Genomic DNA, 21,732 nt, shown 5'->3' with positions numbered 1-21,732 from the left:
CATGCCGCGTTTTGCTGATACGCGGTCCATTTCTGCGGAAAACAGCAGTGCCATGTCCCTGTCGGGCGGCCGTCGCGACGCGATTTTTTTTGTCGCCACGATGCTTTACATCTGGATTTCTGTCGCGCCCTTTGAAAATCTTGCGGCGCCGCCCGTGCCGCGCGCCGCCGCCAATCAGCTGACCGGTCTGGTGATCGCGCTGATCCTCGGTGTCTTCGCACTGCGCCATCGTCTGACGGGGCTTTTGCTGAGGCCCCGCTTGCCAATCCTGCTGCTCTTTTCCTGGCTCGCGCTTTGTTCGGTCCTTGGTGCAGAGCCCGGCACGTCGTTGCAGCGCCTGATTTTCACGGCGCTCCTGTGTTTTATCACCAGCGTGCTGGTCGTCATGCCGCGCGACAGGCGGCAATTCGACCGGATGATGGCCGTTTTCGCCATTCTCCTGCTGGCGCTTTGTTATCTCGGGGTTATCTTCCTGAGTTCGCGCGCAATCCATCAGCCTTACGATCTCGATGAGAAGGCGCTTGCAGGCGATTGGCGCGGAATATTCAATCATAAGAACGCCGCCGCGCCGGCAATGATCATTCTTTTCATGGTGGGCCTTTATCTGCGCAATGCCTGGTCCACGCTGGGCGGAATAGCGATTACGCTGCTGGCCGGCTTTTTTCTCTGGAAGACCAACGGGAAAACTGCAGCGATGCTTTTGCCCGTCACCATCGCCCTGGTCTGGGTCATGGAGCGGCATGCCGGGCGGACATTGCTGATGATCGGTGGCCTTCTGGCGTTTCTCAATATCGTTGCAATCGGCTCCACCTATTTCCCGAGCATACAGAGCCTCGTCGAAAGCCTGGGCATCGATTCCACGTTCACCGGACGGACGGATATATGGCGCCTGTCTTTCGACACCTTTGCGCAATCGCCGATCTTCGGGCAGGGATTTCAGGCCTTCTGGACAAGCGACCGGCTTCTGTCACAGGCCGATATTGCCGAGACTTGGGCGGTCACGGCCTTTCACGCGCATAATGGCTATGTCGAGAGCCTTTTGAATGGCGGACTGCCCGCCTTCGTCCTCACTCTCATATGGCTCGTGATCATCCCCGCAAATGATTTCCGAACAGCGGTGGACAGAGGCACGGATCCCGGCCTGACGCGGCTTTTTGGGCGAATTTGGGTATATGCGCTGCTTTCTTCCTGTCTTGAAAGTAATTTCTTTACCGGAACCGGGCCTATCTGGTCTTCTCTTCTTATTGCGATCTATTGTTTGAGACATCAGGCTTACGACATACTGGAACAGGGACAGTAATTTGCACGGCGGGCCGGGGGGCTAGTATGACGCAGAAAATCGGAACAATCGCAGACCGGGTCAATAACCGGCTCGTGCGGTATTTCCCTGGACCGACGGCGCGGATCGAGACATCCGAACCGATTGTCTCCTTCACATTCGACGATGTTCCGGCGAGCGCCTGGACCAGCGGTGCCCGCATTCTGGAAAACGAGAATGTTCGCGGGACCTTTTATATTTCCGGGGTCTTCATCGACAGGCATGACGAACCGCAGGACATGATTTCCGCTAGGGGCTGTTCGGAATTGGCTACGGCCGGTCATGAGCTCGCCTGCCATACCTATTCCCATCGCAAACTCTCAAGCTTTTCACGGCGAGGGCTGGAAGAGGATCTCGATCGTAATGAAAAGGTGCTGGCCTCGTTCGATGAAAACTGGCACAGGCGGAATTTCTCCACCCCCTTCGGCATGGCTTCGCCACTCATGCAGCCCATGCTGCGGCGCAGGTTCAGGACTGCCCGCGGGATCATGCCCGGCATCAACCGCGGCAGCATCGATCCGCATAATCTTGCTGCCGTCGAATTGCGGCCCGATCCGAACTATCTCGATGCCGCTGATCGCTGGCTTGACGACGTCCTGCAAAACGGCGGCTGGCTCGTCATTTTTACCCATGATGTGTCGTCTGCGCCAAGCTTTTACGGTTGCCCGGAAGACAGGTTTCAGGGTTTCGTGCGTAAGGCGGCATCCGGTGGCGCAAAAGTCATGACGGTTGACGCGGCCGTGACGGCACTCGGCCTCTAAGGCACGGCACAGTGCTGCGCGCTTTTAGCCATCGCGGTGAAAGCGATAATGACGTGTAGGATATTGGCCTACTGGCTGGCCCATATGATGCGGGCGATCCATTCCACATCGGCCATCTCGAAGCTCCGATTGGGATGCTCAGGATTGAGCGAAAGAAGTTCTATGCTCTTGGGGCTTTGCCGCGCCAGCACCTTGGCCATCACTTCACCGTCACGGCTCTTCAACACCACGCGGTCGCCGCGCCGTACCTGCGCGCCAGGCTCCACGATGAGGATGTCGCCGTCGCGGTAAAGCGGCATCATGCTCTCTCCCTGCACTTCCAGCGCGTAGACTCCCTGTTTGCGTTCGGGAGACGAGGGAAACTCAACCACGTCCCAGCCCTGACCTGCCGGAAAGCCGCCGTCGTCAAAAAAACCGCCGGAACCGGCCTGAGCGAAACCGAGCAGGGGGATGGCACTTTCCGCACCGGCAGGTCGCGTCTGCGCCTTTCCGAAAGCATAACCGAAAAACTGATCCACGCTCGCTCCCGTCGCTTCGAGCACCTTGGAAACGGACTCCGTCGAGGGCCAGCGTTTGCGGCCGTCCGGCCCGAAACGCTTCGACTTATTGAATGAAGTAGGGTCGAGACCGGCACGCTTCGCCAATGCCGAAGGCGTCAGCTGATGGCGTTCGGCAAGCGTATCGATGGCGCTCCAGATCGTCTCATGTGAAAGCATGGTAGAAAGCCCGCAAACGGAGCCGATAGCGGAAAAGCTCCTGTCGTTAACACCTCGAAATCTAGACCATATCCGGTCCGGAGTAAAGGAAGGAAAGGAATAAAATCCTTGCTTACGCCACAAGAGCCGATGTGTTGATCTTGGCGAGCTGGATGACCGCCTGCGTGCGGCTGTCCACCTTGAGCTTCAACAGGATCGCGGAGACATGTGCCTTGATCGTCGCCTCCGAGACATTGAGCTCATAGGCGATCTGCTTGTTCAGCAGGCCTTCTGCCAGCATGCCGAGAACACGGCTCTGCTGCGGCGTCAGCGTTCGCAGCCTGCCGATGAGATCGGCGACATCCGGATCGTGCTCCTTTTCGCCGTGATGGCCGGCCGGTACCCACAGGTCGCCTTCCAGAACCGCGCGGATGCCATCACGGATGTCATCGATGCCGGAGGATTTTGAAATGAAACCGGAAGCGCCGAGTTCGATTGAGCGGCGGACGGTCGTCGCGTCATCCGTCGCCGATACGATGACGATCGGCAGGCTGGAAAACTCTGCGCGTAGCGCCATGAGGCCCGAAAACCCGCTGACCCCTGGCATGGCAAGGTCAAGCAGCATCAGATCCGCATCGTTACGGGCTGCGGCTGCGCGTCTGGCAGCCTCGAAATCACCGGCTTCAACGATGGTCTGGTGTCCGTCGAGGCCGGATACGGCCTGTTTCAGGGCACCGCGAAAAAGTGGATGATCATCTGCAATGATAATGACAAGTTCCGACATTCTGGCCCCCTCCCAAGGGCATTATGCGGTTCTTTTCCAGTTATTGACTCACTCCCTTTGCCGGTGGTCGAAACACGCCCGGCTCCTCCGCCAAAGGTTGCGCCAATCGGTTCTTCTTTACAAGGAAAAGCTTGTGGACAGGCGGTCTTTCAGGCTTTCAGCAATAAAAATACCGTGGAAACTGTGGACAATCCCCTAGCTTTACGGCAAACCGCGATGGTTGGAAAGCCATGGAGAGCGCATGCAGGAAACGCCCGCGATCATCTATAAAATCGTGCCGGAGACGTTGTGGAACGAGGCCAGGGCAAAGGGTGTCTTCGACGGCGCCGCCATCGACCTGACCGATGGCTTCATCCATTTTTCCACGGCCAGGCAGGTGGCGGAAACAGCCGCGCGGCATTTTTCCGGCCAGGCCGATCTGCTGCTGATTGCAGTCGACGGCGCGGCCCTAGGCGACAAGCTGGTCTATGAACCCTCAAGAGGTGGCGATCTTTTCCCTCACCTTTATGGGCCTCTTCCCTTGACCGCCGTGCTCTGGGAGACGCCGCTTGCACTCGATCACGACGGCCAGCACCAGTTTCCGGAGATTTTGTGATGAGCGGATTATTTTCCTCGATCGGCCGCAAGGGCCTGTTCCTGGTCGATCCGGAAAAGGCCCATGGGCTGTCCATTGCGGCCCTGAAAAGCGGCTTCCTGCCCACCTGCATGGTGCCGCACGATCCGCGACTGCAGCAGACCGTGGCGGGCCTCGTCTTCCCCAATCCGCTCGGCATGGCGGCGGGTTACGACAAGAATGCGGAAGTACCGGGACCGCTTCTGAAGCTCGGTTTCGGCTTCACCGAAATCGGCACCGTCACGCCGCGGGCGCAGGCCGGCAATCCGAAGCCGCGTATCTTTCGCCTTGTGGAAGATGAGGGCGTCATCAATCGCCTCGGCTTCAACAATGAAGGCCATGCCGCTGCGCTGGAGCGTCTGAAGCAGGCGCATCTGCGTGGCATTGTCGGCGTCAATATCGGCGCCAACAAGGACAGTGAAGACCGTATCGCCGATTATGTGCAGGGCATCGAGGCGTTTTATTCGGTCGCATCCTATTTCACCGTCAATATTTCGTCCCCCAACACACCCGGTCTCCGCGACCTGCAGGCACGCGAAAGCCTTGCCGCCCTTCTCTCGGCCGTGCTGGAACGCCGCAAGGCGGAAGCTGAACGTTTCGGCAGACGCATCCCCGTCTTCCTCAAGATCGCTCCCGATCTGACCGAAGAGGGACTGGACGACGTTGCTGAAGAAGCGCTTGCCCATGATCTGGACGGCCTGATCGTTTCCAATACCACCCTCTCACGCGACGGCCTGCGAGCCAGCCCGCACAAGGGTGAGGCGGGTGGCCTTTCCGGCAAGCCTCTCTTCGAACTCTCCACAACGGTTCTGGCCAAGGTGCGCCGCCGCGTCGGCGTCAATTTGCCCATCATCGGTGTCGGCGGCGTTTCGTCCCCGGAAACGGCTTTGGAAAAGGTAAGGGCAGGTGCGGATCTGGTACAGCTGTACTCCTGCATGGTCTATGAAGGCCCCGGTCTGCCATCTGCCATCGTCAAGGGCCTGTCGAAGCTGGTTGCCCGTGAGGGCGTGGAATCGATCCGCGATCTGCGCGACAGCGCGGTTGACCGCTGGGCGGATCGTAAGCTGGGCTGACAGCGAGCCTGGAAGGTCGGGGCAGCGCTTCCTCAGGGCCTCTCCTTCGTCATCCCTGTGACAAGCACAGGAATGAGGGAAGAGGCTGGTTTCCCCCCTTTACCTCAGGCGCAGAGCACCATCGCCCAATAGGGCCGGTTGCGGCTGGTGGCATCGTAGGCGACCGCCACGCCGAGGCCGTTATAAGGCCCAAGCATGTTTTCCAGGTGGTGTTTGGAGCCGATCCAGGCCTTCACCACCCGCTCCACGCTATCCTGACCGGCGGCCACATTCTCCGCCGCAGGAAGCGGCACATTCCCCTCCTTCATTCGGATCAGGAAACTGTCGGTCAGTCCGATCAGATGCGCCATCTTCTGCGCCTTGACCATGCGTCCGGCCTGATAGGCGGCGGCGCTGCTGGCTGCACCATTGATGGAAAGCGGCGAAAGTCCTTTCGAGCGTCGCAGGTCGTTGACCATCGGAAGCGCCGCTGCGGTCTCATCGCGGGTGCCTGAAGGTATGCCCTTGTTGGTTGGAACGGAAACGCAGGCGGAAAGAACCGAACCGGCGGAAAGCAGCACGAAACCGCGCCGTGTAAGCGTCTGGAGAGAAGTGTCGGTCATGTCAGCGGCGATAGCTCAGAAGGCGCAGGATGATGAAGACGGGAATGACGATCGTGGCGCCCAGGATCAGATAGTCGCCGATCGCCCCCAGCGCATGGAAACCGCTGCGCCACAGGTCGACGACGAAGTCGCGCGCGCCGTAAATGATGTTCCACGGCGTCAAGCCGAAGATCGCCATCAGAAAGCCGACGAGCAGTGAAACCACGAGCAGCTTCACCACCGTTCGGGCCACTGTGTCACCCAGCAATTTGTTGACCTCACCGGCCATCAGCAAGTCTCCTGTTTTGTCCTGACATATGAAACGGACCACATCGATGCAAGTTTTTGCGCACTATATCGCGCATATCAGCCAATTCCACGAGTGCGCCATGAAATAGGACTTGAGTTTTTTTATGGCTTGATAAATGACAGCGCGCATCTTCTCAGGAATCTTGAATGGCCCCAAACCAGTTTTCTTCCGGTGACGTCATTGCCGACCGCCGGGCGGACTATGCCCGCATGTTGGCGGAGGGCGGTGATTATCCCGCCGCCGCCGAACTCATGGAACAGGCGCTGGAACTAGCGCCACGGTGGACGGCGGGCTGGTTTCGCTTCGGGGAATATCACGAAAAGGTGGGGGAAACGGACAAGGCCGTGGCGGCTTACGAAAAGGTCGCCGAGATGGATGAGGAAGGCCTGTTTGCAGCCGAACTGAAACTCGCGGTTCTCGGCGCCGCAGAAACACCGGAACAGCCGCCGAGCCGTTATGTGGAAGGGCTGTTCGACGATTATGCCGACCGTTTCGAAACTTCGCTGGTCGAAAAGCTCGATTACAGCGTGCCGCAGAAACTGGCGGAACTGATCGAGAAGGCGGCGGATGGCCGGGTATTCGACACTGTCGTCGACATCGGCTGCGGCACGGGACTCCTCGGCGTTGAAATCAGAGCCTTCGCAAAGCGGCTGGAAGGTTTCGATATTTCACAGAACATGCTTGCCAAGGCGGAGGAAAAAGATCTCTACGATCACCTCGGCCAGGCCGATCTTTCCCTCGAAGCGGAAACTTCGGGGCTCTTCACCACGACCCTGGCGTCGAAGCGCGCCAATCTCGTCGCCGCCGCCGATGTAATGATGTATCTCGGCAGTCTCGAAACCGTCATGCCCCTCGTTTCCGCCCTGTTGGCGCCCTCCGGCTTCTTTGCCTTTTCGGTTGAGGATGCGGCAGGGGAGGATGGTTTCGTTCTGCGGGAATCCCTTCGTTACGCCCATTCGAAAACCTATGTCAGCGGTCTTCTGGAACGGGCGGGTTTTGATCTCATGGAAATTCGCAAGACCACCATTCGCAAGGATGCCGGAAAACCCCTTTCCGGCATTCTTTTTCTTGCCCGGGCCAAGGTCTGAACATCTCATTTCTTTCCATTTTCTCGATAGGTCAGCCTTCCTTACGTATCCATCTTGATCGGGTTCGTTTTGCAGTGCAAAATATGAAAGAAACCGAGGGCAAAGCTTGAGAACGAGAAGCGTTTACGGCATGTGGAGTTCCGATCCGGCCAGACACGCGCCGGTGGAAGACGTGCAGGGCATCGTCACCGGCGCCATTGTCTCGGCGCTCGGCTTTTATCTGCTGAACAAGGTCGGCCTTTTGACGGGCGGGACCGCCGGTGTCGCCTTTCTTCTGCATTATGCCTTCGGCATCAGCTTCGGGCTGCTGTTCTTCCTCGTCAATCTGCCATTCTATTACTTGTCCTTCCGTCGGCTCGGCCTTGCCTTTTCCTTCAAGACATTCATCGCCATCGGCCTTGTTTCGGTGCTGACGGAAGTGGAAGCGCGCTGGATGGTGATCGACAGCATCAATCCGCTGTGGGCGGCGCTGCTCGGCGGTCTGCTGCTGGGTTACGGATTGCTGGCGCTTTATCGCCACCGCGCCAGCCTTGGCGGCATCGGCATTCTGGCCATCTATATTCAGGATCGCTTTGGCATCCGCGCCGGCCTGATCCAGCTCGCCTTCGATGCCTTCGTCATGCTCTGTGCTTTCCTCGTCATCGATCCGGTCACGGTTGTCTATTCGATCGTCGGCGCCTTTGTCCTCAACATGTTTCTGGCCATCAATCACCGTTCGGACAGATATATCGTCGTGCGCTGAGCGAGGGTGGTTGAAATCTCCCGCACTTCAGCGCAATAGCTCGGCAGGGCTTGGTATTCAGGGGACAAGGCATGGACGATACGAGCGCGCGAAGGCGTCTTAATCTTTGGGCCTCCGCGCCGGATCGTCATTCGCTGCTGGAAGACGCGCAGGGCGTTCTTGCGGGCAGCATGCTGGTATCGCTCGGCGTCACGCTGTTTTCCGCAGCCGGTCTTTTGACGGGTGGCACGGTTGGTCTGGCGTTCCTCGTGCATTACGGTACCGACCTCAGCTTTGGTACGGTCTTCTTCCTCGTCAATCTGCCGTTTTATTATCTCGCCTTCCGCCGCCTCGGCCTCGCCTTCACGGTGAAGACCTTCTGCGCCATCGCTCTGACAGCGCTGCTGTCGGAATATATGCCCGGCTTTTTCGCCTTTCAGAGCATCAATCCGGTTGCCGCAGCACTTTTCGGCGGATTGACGGTTGCGGCGGGCATGCTGGCGCTGTTTCGTCATCGCACCAGCCTCGGCGGTTTCGGCATTCTGGCGCTTTATCTGCAGGATCGTTTCGGCTGGCGCGCCGGCCTCGTGCAGCTCGCCTTTGACGGCATGGTGCTGGCCTGCTCATTCTTCGTTGCCACACCTTTTGTCATTATCTGCTCCGTTCTCGGAGCACTGGTTATGAACCTCACGCTTGCTATCAATCACAGGAACGACCGCTACATTGCCATGTAGCGGCCGCCGGTCGCGGGTTTGCGAGGTCAGGCCGCCTTCGCAGCCGCATCAACGGGATGCTGCGAGCGGAAACCGACGGCAATACGGTTCCAGGTGTTGATGGCGCCGATGGCCACCGTAATCTTCACGATTTCCTCATCGGAGAAATGTGCTTTCAGCGTTTCGAAGGCATCGTCCGGAGCTCCGGTCTCAGCAATCTTCGTCACTGCATCCACCCAGCCGAGCAATGCGCGTTCCTGTTGTGTGTAAACGGGAGATTCCCGCCAGACGCTCATCAGGTTGATCCATTGTTCGGAAAGCCCGTCATGGCGGCTTTCCTTTACATGCATATCCACGCAGAAGGCACAGCCATTGATGATCGAGGCACGCAGCTTGATGAGGTGAACGAAACGGCGTTCAAGTCCGCTGCCCTGAACGTAATTTTCAAGCGCCATGACGGCCTTGAAGGCTTCGGGGGATGCTTTGGCATAGTTGATACGGGTTTTCATGGGTCTCTCCGTTGGTTGGGTCAGTTTGAAGTCATGCGTCATCAGTCCGGAAAGCGACGAAGCCCTCCAGCGTAGATCGGTTTTTCTTCGGAGCCTGTTTTCCAGTCTCAGCGCGCTGCTGTCTTGCGCTCGTTCAACTCCAGGAAGGCACAGCCACGCGCAGCAATTCCACCATCGTCAGTGGCGGCAAGATCGCCCAGAATATCGGCAATGGTGGTTTTGGCGAGTTCGGCCCTATAGACCTTCTCTGCCTTCAACATCGCTGCATTGATACCACAGGGCTTGGTGAAATACCGGCCCGGCAATGGGTTTGGACCGCGTTGCCGGATTTCCGCGCAACGGAAAGCCGGCTGCGGCCCTTCAACGGCCAGAACGATGTCCAGCAGGGTGATCTTGTCAGTCGGTCGCGCCAGACGATAGCCGCCCTTCGGCCCCGGCACCGTGGCAACTATTCCCGCGCTGGACAATGATTGCAGGTGCTTCAGAAGATAGCTGGTGGAAACGCCGTGGAATTCCGCGAGCGCGGCCGCGGACAACACGCCGCCTTCGGAAAGTCCCGCCAGCATTCCCACGCTGTGAATGGCCTGTTCAACGCCGTCCCCGAGTTTCATCGGTCTTTTCCATGTCCTGTTGCTGCGCTATCATGGACATTATTTATCCATGATTATGTTTTCCTGTCAAGCGGCCCTGTTCCGCCCTTCTTTTTCTCAGGTTTTTCACTACGTTAAAGGCGTGGAACACACCGAGCCCCCCATTTCCGGCATAGATGTCGGCACCTTGCCCCTTTCATTCCAGAAATGGTTTGTCGAAAAAGGGTGGTCTCCGCGCGCCCATCAGCTGGAGCTTATGGCGCGGGCACGGGGCGGCGAGAACATGTTGCTGATCGCGCCCACCGGTGCTGGCAAGACGTTGGGCGGCTTCATGGCCTCGCTCACCGACCTGACAGAGCGGGGCAAGATACCGCCTGGCTCCGGCTTTGTCGGCGTGCACACCCTCTACATCTCACCGCTGAAGGCGCTTGCAGTCGATATCGAGCGTAATCTCACCAAGCCCGTTTCCGAAATGGGTCTGCCGATTGTCATCGAAACCCGCACCGGCGATACGCCCCAGGCGAAACGCCAGCGCCAGAAGGTGCGCCCGCCGGATATCCTGCTGACCACACCGGAACAGGTCTCGCTGCTGCTCGCCAACAAGGAGGCCGAGCGCTTTTTCCGTGACCTGAAATATGTGGTGCTGGATGAGCTGCATTCGCTCGTCACCTCCAAACGCGGCCATCTGCTGTCGCTGGCGCTCGCCCGCGTGCGCCGGCATGCGCCCGATGTCCGTTTCATCGGCCTTTCGGCCACGGTGGCGGAGCCGATGGATTTGCGCCGTTATCTTGCACCGCAGGGGCAGGGGAAGCCGCCCGCCGGCTTGATAACCGTCGAAGGCGGTGCAAAGCCGGATATTTCCATCTTGCACACGGAAGAACGCATCCCATGGTCCGGCCATTCGGCACGTTATGCCGGAAAGGACTTATACGAAGCGTTGAAGCAGCATCAGACGACGCTGGTGTTTGTCAACACACGCTCGCAGGCGGAAAGGGTCTTTCAGGAGCTCTGGACGATCAATGACGACAATTTGCCGATCGCACTGCATCACGGCTCGCTGGATGCCGGGCAGCGCCGCAGGGTGGAAGCGGCCATGGCGGAAAACAGGTTACGTGCCGTTGTTGCCACCTCCACCCTCGATCTCGGCATAGACTGGGGTGACGTTGACCTTGTCGTGCATGTCGGCGCGCCGAAGGGCGCTAGCCGCCTCGCTCAGCGTATCGGCCGTGCCAACCACCGCATGGATGAGCCGTCAAAGGCGATCCTCGTTCCCGCCAACCGCTTCGAGGTGATGGAATGCCGGGCAGCGCTGGATGCCAACTATATCGGCGCGCAGGATACGCCGCCGATCGCCGAAGGCGCGCTTGATGTTCTCGCCCAGCACGTACTCGGCATGGCCTGTGCCGAGCCTTTCGATGCGGATGAACTTTATCGCGAAGTCACCAGCGCCTCGCCCTATGCCGACCTGCCGCGTGCCACCTTCGATCGGGTGGTGGATTTTACTGCCACCGGCGGCTACGCGCTGCGCACCTATGAACGTTATGCCCGCATCCGCCAGATGAAGGACGGTCGCTGGCGCGTGTCCAATCCGGCGGTAGCGCAGCAATATCGCCTCAACCTCGGCACCATCGTCGAGGCGGCGGAACTCAATGTCCGCATGGTCAAGCGCAATGCCAAGGGCACGGTCGGTCGCGGTGGCATGTCGCTCGGCAAGGTCGAGGAATATTTCCTAGAGCAGCTGGTGCAGGGCGATACCTTTCTCTTTGCCGGCAAGGTGCTGCGGTTCGAGGGCATCAGGGAGAATGAATGCCTGGTCTCACAGGCCTTTTCCATGGATCCGAAGATACCCTCCTATGCCGGTGGCAAATTTCCGCTTTCCACCTACCTGGCAGATCAAGTGCGCTCCATGCTGGCAGACCCGACACGGTGGCATGCCCTGCCGGATCAGGTTCGCGACTGGCTGGCAATCCAGAAGGAGAAGTCGATCATTCCCAAGCGCGACGAGCTATTGGTGGAGACCTTCCCCTTCCGTAAGCGCTTCTTCATGGTCATGTATCCCTTCGAGGGACGGCTGGCGCATCAGACACTGGGCATGCTTCTGACGAGACGGCTGGAACGGGCCGGAGCAAAACCGATGGGTTTTGTCGCCACCGATTATTCGCTGGCCATCTGGGCCATGGAGGATATCGGCATGCGGCTGAAGTCTCGCCGCCTGTCGCTGGCCGACCTTCTCGATGAGGACATGCTTGGCGACGATCTGGAAGCATGGCTTGACGAATCCTTCATGCTGAAACGCACCTTCCGCAATTGCGCAGTCATTTCCGGGCTGATCGAACGCCGCCATCCCGGCAAGGAAAAGACCGGCCGGCAGGTCACGGTGTCCGCCGATCTTATTTATGACGTTCTTCGCAGCCATGAGCCGGATCATATCCTGCTGGAAGCGACGCGACGCGATGCCGCAGCAGGACTTTTGGATATTGGCCGTCTTGGCGATATGCTGAAGCGAATCAAGGGACACACCACGCATCGCGCGCTGGAGCACGTTTCGCCCCTCGCCGTTCCGGTCATGCTGGAAATCGGCCGGGAGACGGTGGCGGGCGAAGCGATGGACGATGTGCTGGCGGAAGCCGCTGATGAGCTGATCGCCGAGGCCATGTCCTGAAATATGCCCATGTGCTGAAGTATGCATTGAAGGAACAACGATAAAAGTGCTGAGCCGGCTGACATTGAGCGACAGGTTTTCCAACGGCTTCGAATGCCTGGGCAGCGAGACCGCCATCAACGGCGTTTCCGCCTGGTGCGACCCTTTGGGTGGGCTCTACCTGCCCGACCTGTCGCTGCTCGTCGTTTCCGACCTGCATCTGGAAAAGGGTGCGGCTTTTGCAAGGCGTGGACGCATGCTGCCGCCCTACGACACCATCGCCACCCTCAAGATACTGTCTTCCCTCATCAGCCGCTACGATCCGAAGATCGTCGTCAGCCTCGGCGACAATTTTCATGATCGCGTCGGCTCCCAGCACCTGCCGCTGCCGTTGCGCGAACTCATCCGCGAGATGGCCCGCGGTCGCGAATGGATATGGATCAACGGCAACCACGACCCCGATGGCACCGTCGATCTGCCGGGTTCTTCAGTGGATGAGATGTTTTACGGCAATCTCGTTTTCCGCCACGAGCCTAAGCCGGGCGATGCGGCCGGTGAAATCGCCGGTCATCTGCATCCCTCTGCCACTGTGCGACGCCGCGAGAAGACAGTGCGGCGGCCCTGTTTCGCCACCGATGGTTCGCGTCTGTTGATGCCGGCATTCGGGGTGTTGAGCGGCGGGCTGGATTTACGCCACAAGGCAATGCGCGGCCTGTTCGATCATGCCGCTCTCGTCGCGCATCTGATGGGGAGAGATCGCATCTACTCGGTGCGGTTTTCCAGTCTGCTCGGCTGAGATTTTACCGCAGCCTATTGGCGGTAGACCAATACCGGTATCTTCGAATTCTTCAGCACCTTGGCGGTCACACTGCCGAGCAGCATCTCGACGAAACTCCTGCGCCGGTGCGAGGCCATGGCGATGAGGTCGCAGCCGGTCTTGTCGGCTATTTCAATGATCGCCTCGTCCGGCCGCCCCGCCCGCGCCAGCAGGGCCTCGCAATCCAGCCCCATGGCGGTGGCATGCGCCTGCGTATCGCGAAGCAGATGCTCCGCCTCTTCGCAACGGTGGAATTCCTCTTCGGCAATGGCGGCAATGTCCTCGACATCGCTGGCAATCACATGAAAGGGTTCCGATACCGTCACCACGGTCACCTTTGCGCCTGCCTCCTTGGCGAGAGCGAACCCTTGGTCGATTGCGATCTGCGCCAGCGGCGAACCATCGGTGGGAATGAGAATGTGCTTGAACATGACATTTCTCCTTTTCATCCCTGTTACAACCGCACTTGCCGCCATCAGCTGCGTGCGTTTGTAACGCCTTGAATTTTACAGCAAACCCCGGAAGGAAGCGAATGCTATCTTTGCCCGTGCGGGTGGCAGACGCTCTCTTTTGCGCGATTGAAAACGCTCAGTCCTTGCGGAAGATGATGCTGGCGCCCCAGCCGGTAACGACGGCGAGCAGAACGCAAAGCGCGCCGTAAGCAAGCGGCGTCTGATGCGCGGCATCGGTGATCGCCTGTTCCATGCCGGTCTTGACGACGCGCAGTTTTAATTCGCGCTGGGCGATGAATTTGCCGCTCTTGAAGAGATAGGCGCGTGCCGTGTGCACCCCGTTTGGCACGTTGGCGGGCAGGCGCAAGGTCGCCCAAAACAGGCCCGTGCGTTCCAGCCTCACCCCGGTCGTATCATTGCGGTAGATGCCGCTCGAAAGCTTGAGCCGACGATAGGCCTCCTGAAAATCGAAGACATTGTCGGGCACGCCCGAAAAGACAGCGCTTTTGAGCGACAGATGGTCGACGCCGAGCCCCATGGCGCGCAGCGTTCCGGGGGAGGCGACATCGCTGATATTGCGGGTGCTGGCCATGGAGTAGGATTCCGGCAGCGGCGTGAAGGTGATGGCGCTGGTATTGATCCAGATGCCTGCCACACGCTCCTTCTTGCGCACGGTCATGTAGTCGCTCGGCCCTTCCAGCGTCACCACGATATCATATTGCCCGATGGCCAGTAGCAGCTGGTCGGTATTGTTGAGTGCGCCGAAGAGGGTGAAATCCGCCCCGCGAAAATCCGAGGCTATCGGAATTTCCGTCGTCGAAGCGCCGATTTCGATGTTTTCCTGCAGGGGGCGCTGCTGCGGACCCGGCGGCAGCGCAAGCGGCGGCGTCTGGGCGGAAGCAGTTTGCCCGAAGGCAGGATAGGAGAGCAGGGCAAGGGCGGCAAGCAACAAATGGCGGGTCAATAACCTAACCCCCCGACGGCGACCGAAAACAGATCCTCCGGCCGCACCACCAGCGATACCGCAAGGCGAAGGGCGACGGCGAGGACAAGAAGCGCCAGCAGCGCACGCAGCTGTTCGCCGCGCAGTTTCTGGCCGACGCGTACACCATATTGCGCGCCGATGACGCCAGCCACCATCAGGATGAAAGCCAGCACCACATCGACGGAGTAGTTGGTCGCTGCCTGTACGACGGTCGTGTATGCGGTGACGAAAATGATCTGGAACAGTGAGGTGCCGACAACCACACTGGTGGGAATGCGTAACAGATAGATCATCGCCGGCACCATGATGAAACCGCCGCCCACACCCATGATAGAGGTGAGTATGCCGATGCCGAAACCGAGCGTGACGACTGGAATGATGCTGAGATAGATCTTCGATTTTTTGAACCGCATTTTCAGCGGCAGGCGGTGTACCCAGTTGTGGTGTCCCGGCCGGCGCAGCGTCACCGTCTCGTTGCGGGCGGCGCGGCGAAGTGCCGAAATGCTTTCCTTCAGCATCAACCCGCCAACGGTGCCAAGCAGGATGACGTAGAGCAGCGAAACGATGAGGTCGAGCTGGCCGATGCTGCGAAGGAACGAGAATATCCACACGCCGACCGTGGCGCCCATGAGACCGCCCACGAGCAGCACGCTGCCGAGCTTGACGTCGAGCGTCCCGCGCCGGAAATGCGTGATCGAGCCTGAGACGGAGGAGGCCACCACCTGGTTCGCGCCGGTCGCCACGGCGACCACAGGCGGAATATTGTAGAAGATCAGAAGCGGGGTGATCAGGAAGCCACCGCCGACACCGAACATGCCGGACAGAAAACCGACGGCCGCGCCCATGCCGAGAATGATGAAAATATTCACCGACAGTTCTGCGATCGGCAGATAGACAGTCACGGCTCGGACCTCGGGCAAATGGTTCCGGGCGGCATGGCTTGTCCGGTGAGGGGGCCTTGCCGCGATTTACACTTTCTGTCTGAAAAGACCGGGCATGCCCAGCCTTCATCCGTCATGCCCGCGAGGGCCTAACCTGTCAACATTCAACGGTAAATACGTTGATAATTTGGAAAGATAGAGGTCTGGCGAAGGCAGCCGCCCACATTCCTGTCAGGCGTTGCAAAAAAGCGGCCGGGGGCCGCTTTTTGGGTTTCAGAACCATTATTTATTGCGGGCGAGAAGCGCCGTCACCAGTTCGTTGGTAATGCGCCCGTCCGGGGTCTGGCCCACGGATTTCTGGAAGTCCTTGATGGCCGTCACGGTGTTCTTGCCGAGCTTGCCGTCCGGCTGCCCGGCATCGAAGCCGTTCTTGTTGAGGATCGCCTGAATGTTGCGGATCGCCTTTTCCATGTCCACGGAGGCGGTTTTCACGCCTTCCTTGCCAGCCCACTCTTCCGGCGGGTTGACGCTGTTGGCATCTTCCGAAAGCGGCTTGACCTTCCACGCCTCCACCTTGGCTTTGGCGCTCCGGAGCTGCTGCGGGTTCAAGGCCCCCGCCACTTCGTCGCGCTTCTGGGCGGCATCGGCATCGCCATCCTTGGCGGCAATGGCGAACCACTTGTAGGATTCCTCGATATCCTGTTTCACGCCGCTGCCGCGCGCATAGAGGATGGCGAGATTGAACTGGCTGTCGCGCACACCGAGTTCGGAGGCCTTGATGAACCACTGCGCGGCGGCAGCAAAGTCCGGCTGGCCCGCCGCGTCGGAAGCGAGCAGGACGGCAAGATTGTGCATGGCGCCCGCATTGCCCTGTTCGGCGGCCAGCGTGTAATAGCGCTTCGCTTCCGGAAGGTTGCGTTCGACGCCGTTCGCCTTCTCGTAAAGATTGGCGAGACGATATTGCGCGGGCGCAAGACCGCGATCGGCAGCCAGCTTGTACCACTTCGCGGCTTCGGCACGGTCGGCGGCAACGCCGCGACCGTCGGTATAGCGGGCTGCGATTTCGAAAAGCGCCTGAGTGTCGCCCTTGGCGGCGGCTTCAGCAAGCGATGCGGGCTCTATCCCGGCGGGAACGACGATGGCGCCGTCGGCGGGAGCGGCCGTGACGACGGCCTCAGCCGGTTTCGGCGGTTCTGCCTGCGCGACGGTGCCGGACTTTGCGGGATCCACGGCGGGAACATCGGCGACCGGCGGCTCCTCGGGTAGCGGCGCACCGCCAATGGTCCGGTGGTCAATGGTATTCTGTGCAGGAGCGGAGTTCCCGATGCTATCGGCCGGGGCTGCCTGATCGGATCCGATCGCGAGGTCAGACGGTATGGTGACGGCCTTGTCGCCGGTTTCGGGAAGGGCGGAAACCGGTGCATTGTCCATCTTCTGTTCAATCACCGGCGCCGGGGCTTCCGTGCCGCTGATCAGTGTCTTGACGAGGGGCATGGCCATCATCGCCAGAAGGATGGCACCGATACCGAGCAGCAGCGGCCGGCGATAACGCGAAAGAGCCGAAGTTTCGGTCTTCCTTTTCTTCTTGCCGGTTTCAAGCTTTTCCGGCGCTGTTTCCATCGCGGCGGCCTGCGCGGCACGGCGGGCGGCGGCGATAAAGTCCGTCCGTCCTTCCGCGTCCACGGCCTTGCCGGTGGCGGCCACCTGGCTGGCGCGCACGCGTTCCAGGATTTTCTTGATATCAGGCGCGCCCGAACCGGGCTCCAGGAGTTCGTTCTCCTGACCGGCTGGCAGAACGTCGATCGGATCAAGCGACGGGGCAGGCTCAACCTGGGTGCGGGCGGAAGAGGCCGATACGGGTTCTTCCTTGGTCTTTGCGGGCTTCGCCGTGCTTGTTTTGAAGCGCTTCGTCAGCCCGGCGAGCAGGCTCGTTTTCTCTGCTTTTGCGGGCTTGACGGCAGCGGGCGGCACGATGGCGGTCGCGTCATTGTCGCTGACATCCTCGAGAATGGCCTGCTCTTCGGCTATATAGCCCTCTTCCGGGAATATGGCGGCCGGCATCGCGACGTCGTCGCGGCCTGCGGCAACAGCCTGCTGTGCAACGTGACGGGTGGGCTCTTCGCGGTAGGACGGTCCGTTGTCGAGATTATCCAGGCGGCCGGCAATCTGCACCAGCGTTTCGTGCAGTGCTTCGAAGGTGCGGTGCGTGCGCTCTTCGGTGTTGCGGCTCAGCGCTTCAAGGTTGCGCAAATCGGCCGCGAGATCGGTCAGCATCGACATGTCGGCGATGTTCGCGCCGGCCGAGAGGTTGTTGCGGGTATAGGCGTCGAGAACGGCCTCGGCTGCCTGCCGGGCCGCTTCGATGATATATTCGTCGTTCGAAGCCATATAGTCTTCGATCGCCGCCATGCGCGCATCGAGTTCAGGCGACATGCCTGCGGCCTGCATCTGTACCGGCTGGCTGATCAGCGTCGAGAGATGGGCGATCTGGTTTTCAAGGCTCGCCAGCGCATGGCTGTCAGCGGGGGCGGCATGGGCGGTCTCATCCAGTCGCGCGGCGATAGTGCCAAGCCGCTCTTCCAGGCGCGAAAAGGCGCTTTCACTGAGGCCCGATGCCAGCTGCGGCTGGCTATAGCGATAATCGAGCTCCTCGATCTGCCGAGAGAGCGTGTCGAGCCGTTCGGCCAGACCCTCATTCACGGTGCCGTGGTCGAGCGCATCGATCTTGCGGGAAATGTCGCTGAGGAAAGACGTCAGCTCCGCCTGTTGCGAAGGGCGCTGCGACCGTTCCAGAAGCAGTGAAAGCTGGTCCAGTCGCTCATGCAGTTGCGCTGCATCGCGCGTGGTGCTCAGCTCATCGATCTTGCCGGCCAGCGCTTCAAGGCGCGCGGTGAGATCAACGGAGGGTTCCGGTTTTGCAGCGGCGAGGCGGTTGATATCACCGAGCTGTTCGGCGAGGCCGTTCAGGCGGTTTTCCAGTCGCTGGGCGAGCGCATTGTCGGTTGCCTGCGCATTGGCGCGTGTGCCGGTCGCCGCAATGGCGCGGCTGATTTCGTCCAGCCGCTGATCGAGACCGGAAAACTGTTCGCTGAAGACCGCTTCATTCGGCTGCATGTGCTTGCCGAGTTGCTCGACCGCGCTGGCGATCGCGATCAGCTTCTCCTCGAGCACGCGAACGGCCGGATTGTTGCTCATTCCGCCGAGCTGCGTCTTGATGTCATCGAGACGATAGGCGAGGGAGACGATTTCATCCTGAAGGGCGCCGGCATCGAAACCACGCAGCGTGTCTTCCACAGTGTTCCAGCGGCTTTCGATCCGATGGACGCTGTCTTCGCGTGCGAGCTGGTCAATGGTGAGGCGTAGGTCCTCGAATTCGTTGCGCAGCGCATAGACATCCGGAGATGCCAGATTGCCGAGCTGGTCGATGCTTCCGGCAAGCCGTGCGATGTCATCGCGCAGATCGCCGATGAATTGCTGGTCTTCAGCCACGGCGCGAATATTGCGGATTTCCGCGCGCAGTCCCTGCGCTTCCCGCGCAACGCCCTCGGCAATATCGTGCTTCAATTCGTGGCGGAGGTTGACGAGTGCCTGCGCGATTTCCTGCAGGGCCGCGTCATTGCGTGGCTCCTGATAGGGCGGGATGGCGCGTGCGCGTGGTGCGGCCTGAGGAGCCGGCTGGGGCTCCCTCTGCCGATATTCCGGCGCGAGCGGCCGTGTTATCGTGCGTTCCGGGCGGGCGGCAGGTTCCTGCGGGCGCTGGAAGCTGGTCTCCAGCAGACGCTGGCGCTGGCGTATTTCGTTGACGGGATCAAGTTGCGGTGGCGTCACGCTTGTGCGTGGCTCGCGTGGTGCGGCATAGGTTTCGCTCTTTGTTTCCGGCGGGGCGCCAGCGGCCCGCTGGTCGCGCGGAAACTTCTGGCTCATCAACCCTTCGATGCGGGCTTCAAGGCCTTCAATGGTGCGATTGAGAGCATCAAGCGACGACCTGTCGCTTGGCTGTTGGGTTTTCGATCGCAATCCGTTCATCTTTTCGCTCGCTTCGCTTCCGCCCGCCGTGCCCGGTTATCCGTCGCGACGTTGCCTGTTTGGACACGCCGTCGCCGCAACATGCAGCAATTCTAGAGCCGGTATTTGCCCCCGTGGAGGAAAATGCGCCGATGAACGAAGCAGTTACCTCCATCGGGAGAATTCACGAAACGTGGTAAAGAAGTGGTTAACCAAGGTCGGAATTTTTTAACTTTTGCGATGCAGGCCGAGCCCCGGGGCGGTGCGGAGGACAATTACGCAAAAAGGGAGAGCGATAACCCCATGGAATTTATTTGACGTTTACGCGCACGTCAAATATTGTCACGTCATATCGGCCGGATTATCTCCGGCGCCCACGATGCGGAGGAACATCGGTAATGCCTGTTTACAAGGCCCCAGTTAAGGACACGCTTTTTATCCTGAATGACGTTCTCGGCCTGGAGCGGTATAACAACCTGCCCGGCTTCGAGGATGCGACGCCGGACATGATCGAGGCAATCACCGGCGAAGCGGCAAAGCTTGCCGAGGAACGACTTTTCCCGCTCAATCTTTCCGGTGACCAGCAGGGTTGCAAGCGCGCCGATGACGGTTCTGTCTCCGTGCCCGATGGTTTCAAGGAAGCCTATGACGCCTATTGCGAAGGCGGCTGGATCGGCCTTGCCGTTCCCCAGGAATTTGGCGGGCAGGGCCTGCCCTATACGCTGCATGCGGCGATCGGCGAATATATGTCTTCCGCCAACCTGTCGCTGATGATGTATCCCGGCCTGACGCAGGGCGCGATTGCCGCCGTTCTCGTTCACGGTACTCCGGAGCAGAAGCAGACCTATCTGCCGAAAATGGTCGAAGGTATCTGGTCCGGCACCATGAACCTTACCGAACCCCATTGCGGCACCGATCTCGGTCTCCTGCGCACCAAGGCGGTGCCGCAGGGAGATGGCACTTACAAGATTTCCGGCCAGAAGATCTTCATCTCGGCTGGTGAACATTCCATGACCGATAATATCGTCCATCTGGTGCTCGCCCGCATCGAGGGCGCACCTGAAGGCACGAAGGGTATTTCGCTTTTCATCGTGCCGAAATTCCTGGTCAAGGAAGACGGCACGCCCGGCGAGCGCAACGGAGTCACCTGTGGTGCGATCGAGCACAAGATGGGTATTCACGGCAACGCCACCTGCGTCATGAATTACGATGATGCGACGGGTTATCTGCTTGGTGCGGAAAACAAGGGCCTTTCGGCCATGTTCGTGATGATGAACGAGGCGCGCCTCGGCGTCGGCCTGCAGGGGCTTTCCGTAGGCGAAATCGCCTATCAGAATGCGGTGGAATATGCCCGTGAGCGTATTCAGGGCCGTTCGCTTTCCGGCGCGAAATTCCCGGACAAAAAGGCCGATCCGATCATCGTGCACCCGGATATCCGCCGCACGCTGATGACCATCAAGGCCTATAACGAGGCTGGCCGCGCTTTCCTTTTGTGGACGGCGCTGCAATCGGACATCGCCCACCGCTCGACCGATGAGAAGGAGCGGCAGGCGGCAGACGACCTGCTCGGTCTCGTCACGCCGATCCTCAAGGGCGTTTTGACGGACAAGGGCTTCGACCACGCCGTGATGGCGCAGCAGGTCTTTGGCGGTCACGGCTACATCGAAGAACATGGCATGAGCCAATATGTCCGCGATGCGCGCATCACCATGATCTATGAGGGCGCTAACGGCATTCAGGCGCTTGATTTGGTGGGCCGCAAGCTCGGCATGAATGGCGGCCGCGCCGTGATGGCGCTGTTCAAGGAAATCGGCGATTTCTGCGAGGAAAACCGCGGCGATGAAAAGCTCAGCCTCTACACCAAGGGTTTGAAGAAGGGCTTGAACGACCTTCAGGCCGCAACCATGTGGTTCATGCAGAACGCCATGGCCAAGCCCGACAATGCCGGTGCCGGTTCGACCGACTACATGCATCTCTTCGGCATCGTGGTGCTGGGTTACATGCAGGCGCGCATGGCGAAAGCCGCCAGCGAAGCGCTTGCAGCAGGCAGCGCTTCGGATGAGGATTACCTCAAGACCAAGCTTGTCACGGCGAAGTTTTACATGGAGCGCATCATGCCGGAAACGGCGCTGCGCAAGGCCCGCATCGAAACCGGGGCGGACACCATGATGGAACTGGCCGCGGAAGCATTCTGA

Annotated in this window: 20 protein-coding genes; 10 read left to right on the top strand and 10 right to left on the bottom strand. The window is 59.8% G+C overall.

The window, feature by feature from the left end:
- The first annotated feature begins 1 nt into the window (after position 1).
- Complete coding sequence (gene uppY / locus BLU28_RS02730) at positions 2-1,300, top strand: Wzy-type polysaccharide biosynthesis protein UppY (RefSeq protein ID WP_035206756.1); 1,299 nt, start codon at positions 2-4, stop codon at positions 1,298-1,300.
- Positions 1,301-1,326: 26 nt separating this feature from the next.
- Positions 1,327-2,079, top strand: a complete 753-nt coding sequence (locus BLU28_RS02725; RefSeq protein WP_077986623.1) for a polysaccharide deacetylase family protein — start codon at positions 1,327-1,329, stop codon at positions 2,077-2,079.
- Positions 2,080-2,147: 68 nt separating this feature from the next.
- On the opposite strand, the gene BLU28_RS02720 is transcribed toward BLU28_RS02725, so the two are convergent.
- Positions 2,148-2,795, bottom strand: coding sequence for a S24 family peptidase (locus BLU28_RS02720; protein WP_004439793.1), 648 nt, complete (start codon positions 2,793-2,795; stop codon positions 2,148-2,150).
- 112 nt (positions 2,796-2,907) lie between these two features.
- The gene (locus tag BLU28_RS02715) at positions 2,908-3,558 is read right to left on the bottom strand and encodes a response regulator (protein ID WP_006698958.1); all 651 of its coding nucleotides are present in this window, start codon (positions 3,556-3,558) and stop codon (positions 2,908-2,910) included.
- A gap of 241 nt (positions 3,559-3,799) precedes the next feature.
- Here BLU28_RS02715 and BLU28_RS02710 point away from each other — a divergent pair, with 241 nt between their 5' ends.
- Together BLU28_RS02710 and BLU28_RS02705 are read left to right on the top strand one after the other, a co-directional pair.
- Positions 3,800-4,153, top strand: coding sequence for a DUF952 domain-containing protein (locus BLU28_RS02710; RefSeq protein ID WP_004439797.1), 354 nt, complete (start codon positions 3,800-3,802; stop codon positions 4,151-4,153).
- Positions 4,153-5,244, top strand: coding sequence for a quinone-dependent dihydroorotate dehydrogenase (locus BLU28_RS02705; protein ID WP_035206757.1), 1,092 nt, complete (start codon positions 4,153-4,155; stop codon positions 5,242-5,244). Before BLU28_RS02710 ends, BLU28_RS02705 begins: the two co-directional genes overlap by 1 nt.
- A gap of 104 nt (positions 5,245-5,348) precedes the next feature.
- On the opposite strand, the gene BLU28_RS02700 is transcribed toward BLU28_RS02705, so the two are convergent.
- The gene (locus BLU28_RS02700; RefSeq protein WP_037092341.1) at positions 5,349-5,846 is read right to left on the bottom strand and encodes a CAP domain-containing protein; all 498 of its coding nucleotides are present in this window, start codon (positions 5,844-5,846) and stop codon (positions 5,349-5,351) included.
- A 1-nt stretch (position 5,847) separates the two neighbouring features.
- The gene (locus BLU28_RS02695) at positions 5,848-6,114 is read right to left on the bottom strand and encodes a DUF6460 domain-containing protein (protein ID WP_004439806.1); all 267 of its coding nucleotides are present in this window, start codon (positions 6,112-6,114) and stop codon (positions 5,848-5,850) included.
- A 167-nt stretch (positions 6,115-6,281) separates the two neighbouring features.
- Between BLU28_RS02695 and BLU28_RS02690 the strand changes: the two genes are divergently transcribed.
- The 3 genes from BLU28_RS02690 to BLU28_RS02680 all read left to right on the top strand — a co-directional run bounded on the left by BLU28_RS02690 (position 6,282) and on the right by BLU28_RS02680 (position 8,678).
- Positions 6,282-7,223, top strand: coding sequence for a class I SAM-dependent methyltransferase (locus BLU28_RS02690; RefSeq protein WP_175477656.1), 942 nt, complete (start codon positions 6,282-6,284; stop codon positions 7,221-7,223).
- Positions 7,224-7,353: 130 nt separating this feature from the next.
- Positions 7,354-7,965, top strand: coding sequence for a YitT family protein (locus BLU28_RS02685; protein ID WP_006698960.1), 612 nt, complete (start codon positions 7,354-7,356; stop codon positions 7,963-7,965).
- 71 nt (positions 7,966-8,036) lie between these two features.
- The gene (locus BLU28_RS02680) at positions 8,037-8,678 is read left to right on the top strand and encodes a YitT family protein (protein ID WP_004439810.1); all 642 of its coding nucleotides are present in this window, start codon (positions 8,037-8,039) and stop codon (positions 8,676-8,678) included.
- A gap of 26 nt (positions 8,679-8,704) precedes the next feature.
- Here the strand turns inward: BLU28_RS02680 and BLU28_RS02675 are convergent, their stop codons facing one another.
- Together BLU28_RS02675 and BLU28_RS02670 are read right to left on the bottom strand one after the other, a co-directional pair.
- Entirely contained in the window at positions 8,705-9,166 is a 462-nt protein-coding gene (locus tag BLU28_RS02675; RefSeq protein WP_006698962.1) for a carboxymuconolactone decarboxylase family protein, read from the bottom strand.
- A 107-nt stretch (positions 9,167-9,273) separates the two neighbouring features.
- Positions 9,274-9,777 (bottom strand): RrF2 family transcriptional regulator, encoded by a 504-nt coding sequence (locus BLU28_RS02670; RefSeq protein ID WP_004439813.1) that lies wholly within the window; start codon positions 9,775-9,777, stop codon positions 9,274-9,276.
- Between the two features lie 49 nt (positions 9,778-9,826).
- On the opposite strand from BLU28_RS02670, the gene BLU28_RS02665 reads away from it, so the two are divergent.
- Together BLU28_RS02665 and pdeM are read left to right on the top strand one after the other, a co-directional pair.
- Positions 9,827-12,418 (top strand): ligase-associated DNA damage response DEXH box helicase, encoded by a 2,592-nt coding sequence (locus BLU28_RS02665; protein ID WP_223215410.1) that lies wholly within the window; start codon positions 9,827-9,829, stop codon positions 12,416-12,418.
- 46 nt (positions 12,419-12,464) lie between these two features.
- The gene (pdeM, locus tag BLU28_RS02660; protein WP_035206761.1) at positions 12,465-13,193 is read left to right on the top strand and encodes a ligase-associated DNA damage response endonuclease PdeM; all 729 of its coding nucleotides are present in this window, start codon (positions 12,465-12,467) and stop codon (positions 13,191-13,193) included.
- Positions 13,194-13,207: 14 nt separating this feature from the next.
- Here the strand turns inward: pdeM and BLU28_RS02655 are convergent, their stop codons facing one another.
- From BLU28_RS02655 to podJ, 4 genes are all read right to left on the bottom strand, one after another.
- A complete protein-coding gene (locus BLU28_RS02655; RefSeq protein ID WP_006697645.1) occupies positions 13,208-13,645 on the bottom strand; it encodes a universal stress protein in 438 nt (145 codons plus the stop codon).
- A gap of 157 nt (positions 13,646-13,802) precedes the next feature.
- The gene (locus BLU28_RS02650; RefSeq protein WP_077986624.1) at positions 13,803-14,630 is read right to left on the bottom strand and encodes a TIGR02186 family protein; all 828 of its coding nucleotides are present in this window, start codon (positions 14,628-14,630) and stop codon (positions 13,803-13,805) included.
- Complete coding sequence (locus tag BLU28_RS02645) at positions 14,627-15,553, bottom strand: sulfite exporter TauE/SafE family protein (protein ID WP_072528763.1); 927 nt, start codon at positions 15,551-15,553, stop codon at positions 14,627-14,629. The genes BLU28_RS02650 and BLU28_RS02645 overlap by 4 nt, the downstream gene beginning before the upstream one ends.
- 261 nt (positions 15,554-15,814) lie before the next feature.
- Positions 15,815-19,558: a cell division protein PodJ gene (gene podJ / locus BLU28_RS02640; RefSeq protein WP_077986625.1), complete on the bottom strand. Its 3,744-nt coding sequence runs from the start codon at positions 19,556-19,558 to the stop codon at positions 15,815-15,817.
- Between the two features lie 377 nt (positions 19,559-19,935).
- Here podJ and BLU28_RS02630 point away from each other — a divergent pair, with 377 nt between their 5' ends.
- Positions 19,936-21,732, top strand: a complete 1,797-nt coding sequence (locus BLU28_RS02630; RefSeq protein WP_077986626.1) for an acyl-CoA dehydrogenase C-terminal domain-containing protein — start codon at positions 19,936-19,938, stop codon at positions 21,730-21,732.

Source organism: Agrobacterium pusense (assembly GCF_900102105.1).
Taxonomy (GTDB): Bacteria; Pseudomonadota; Alphaproteobacteria; order Rhizobiales; family Rhizobiaceae; genus Agrobacterium; species Agrobacterium pusense.
This window is presented reverse-complemented; position numbering and strand designations above follow the sequence as displayed.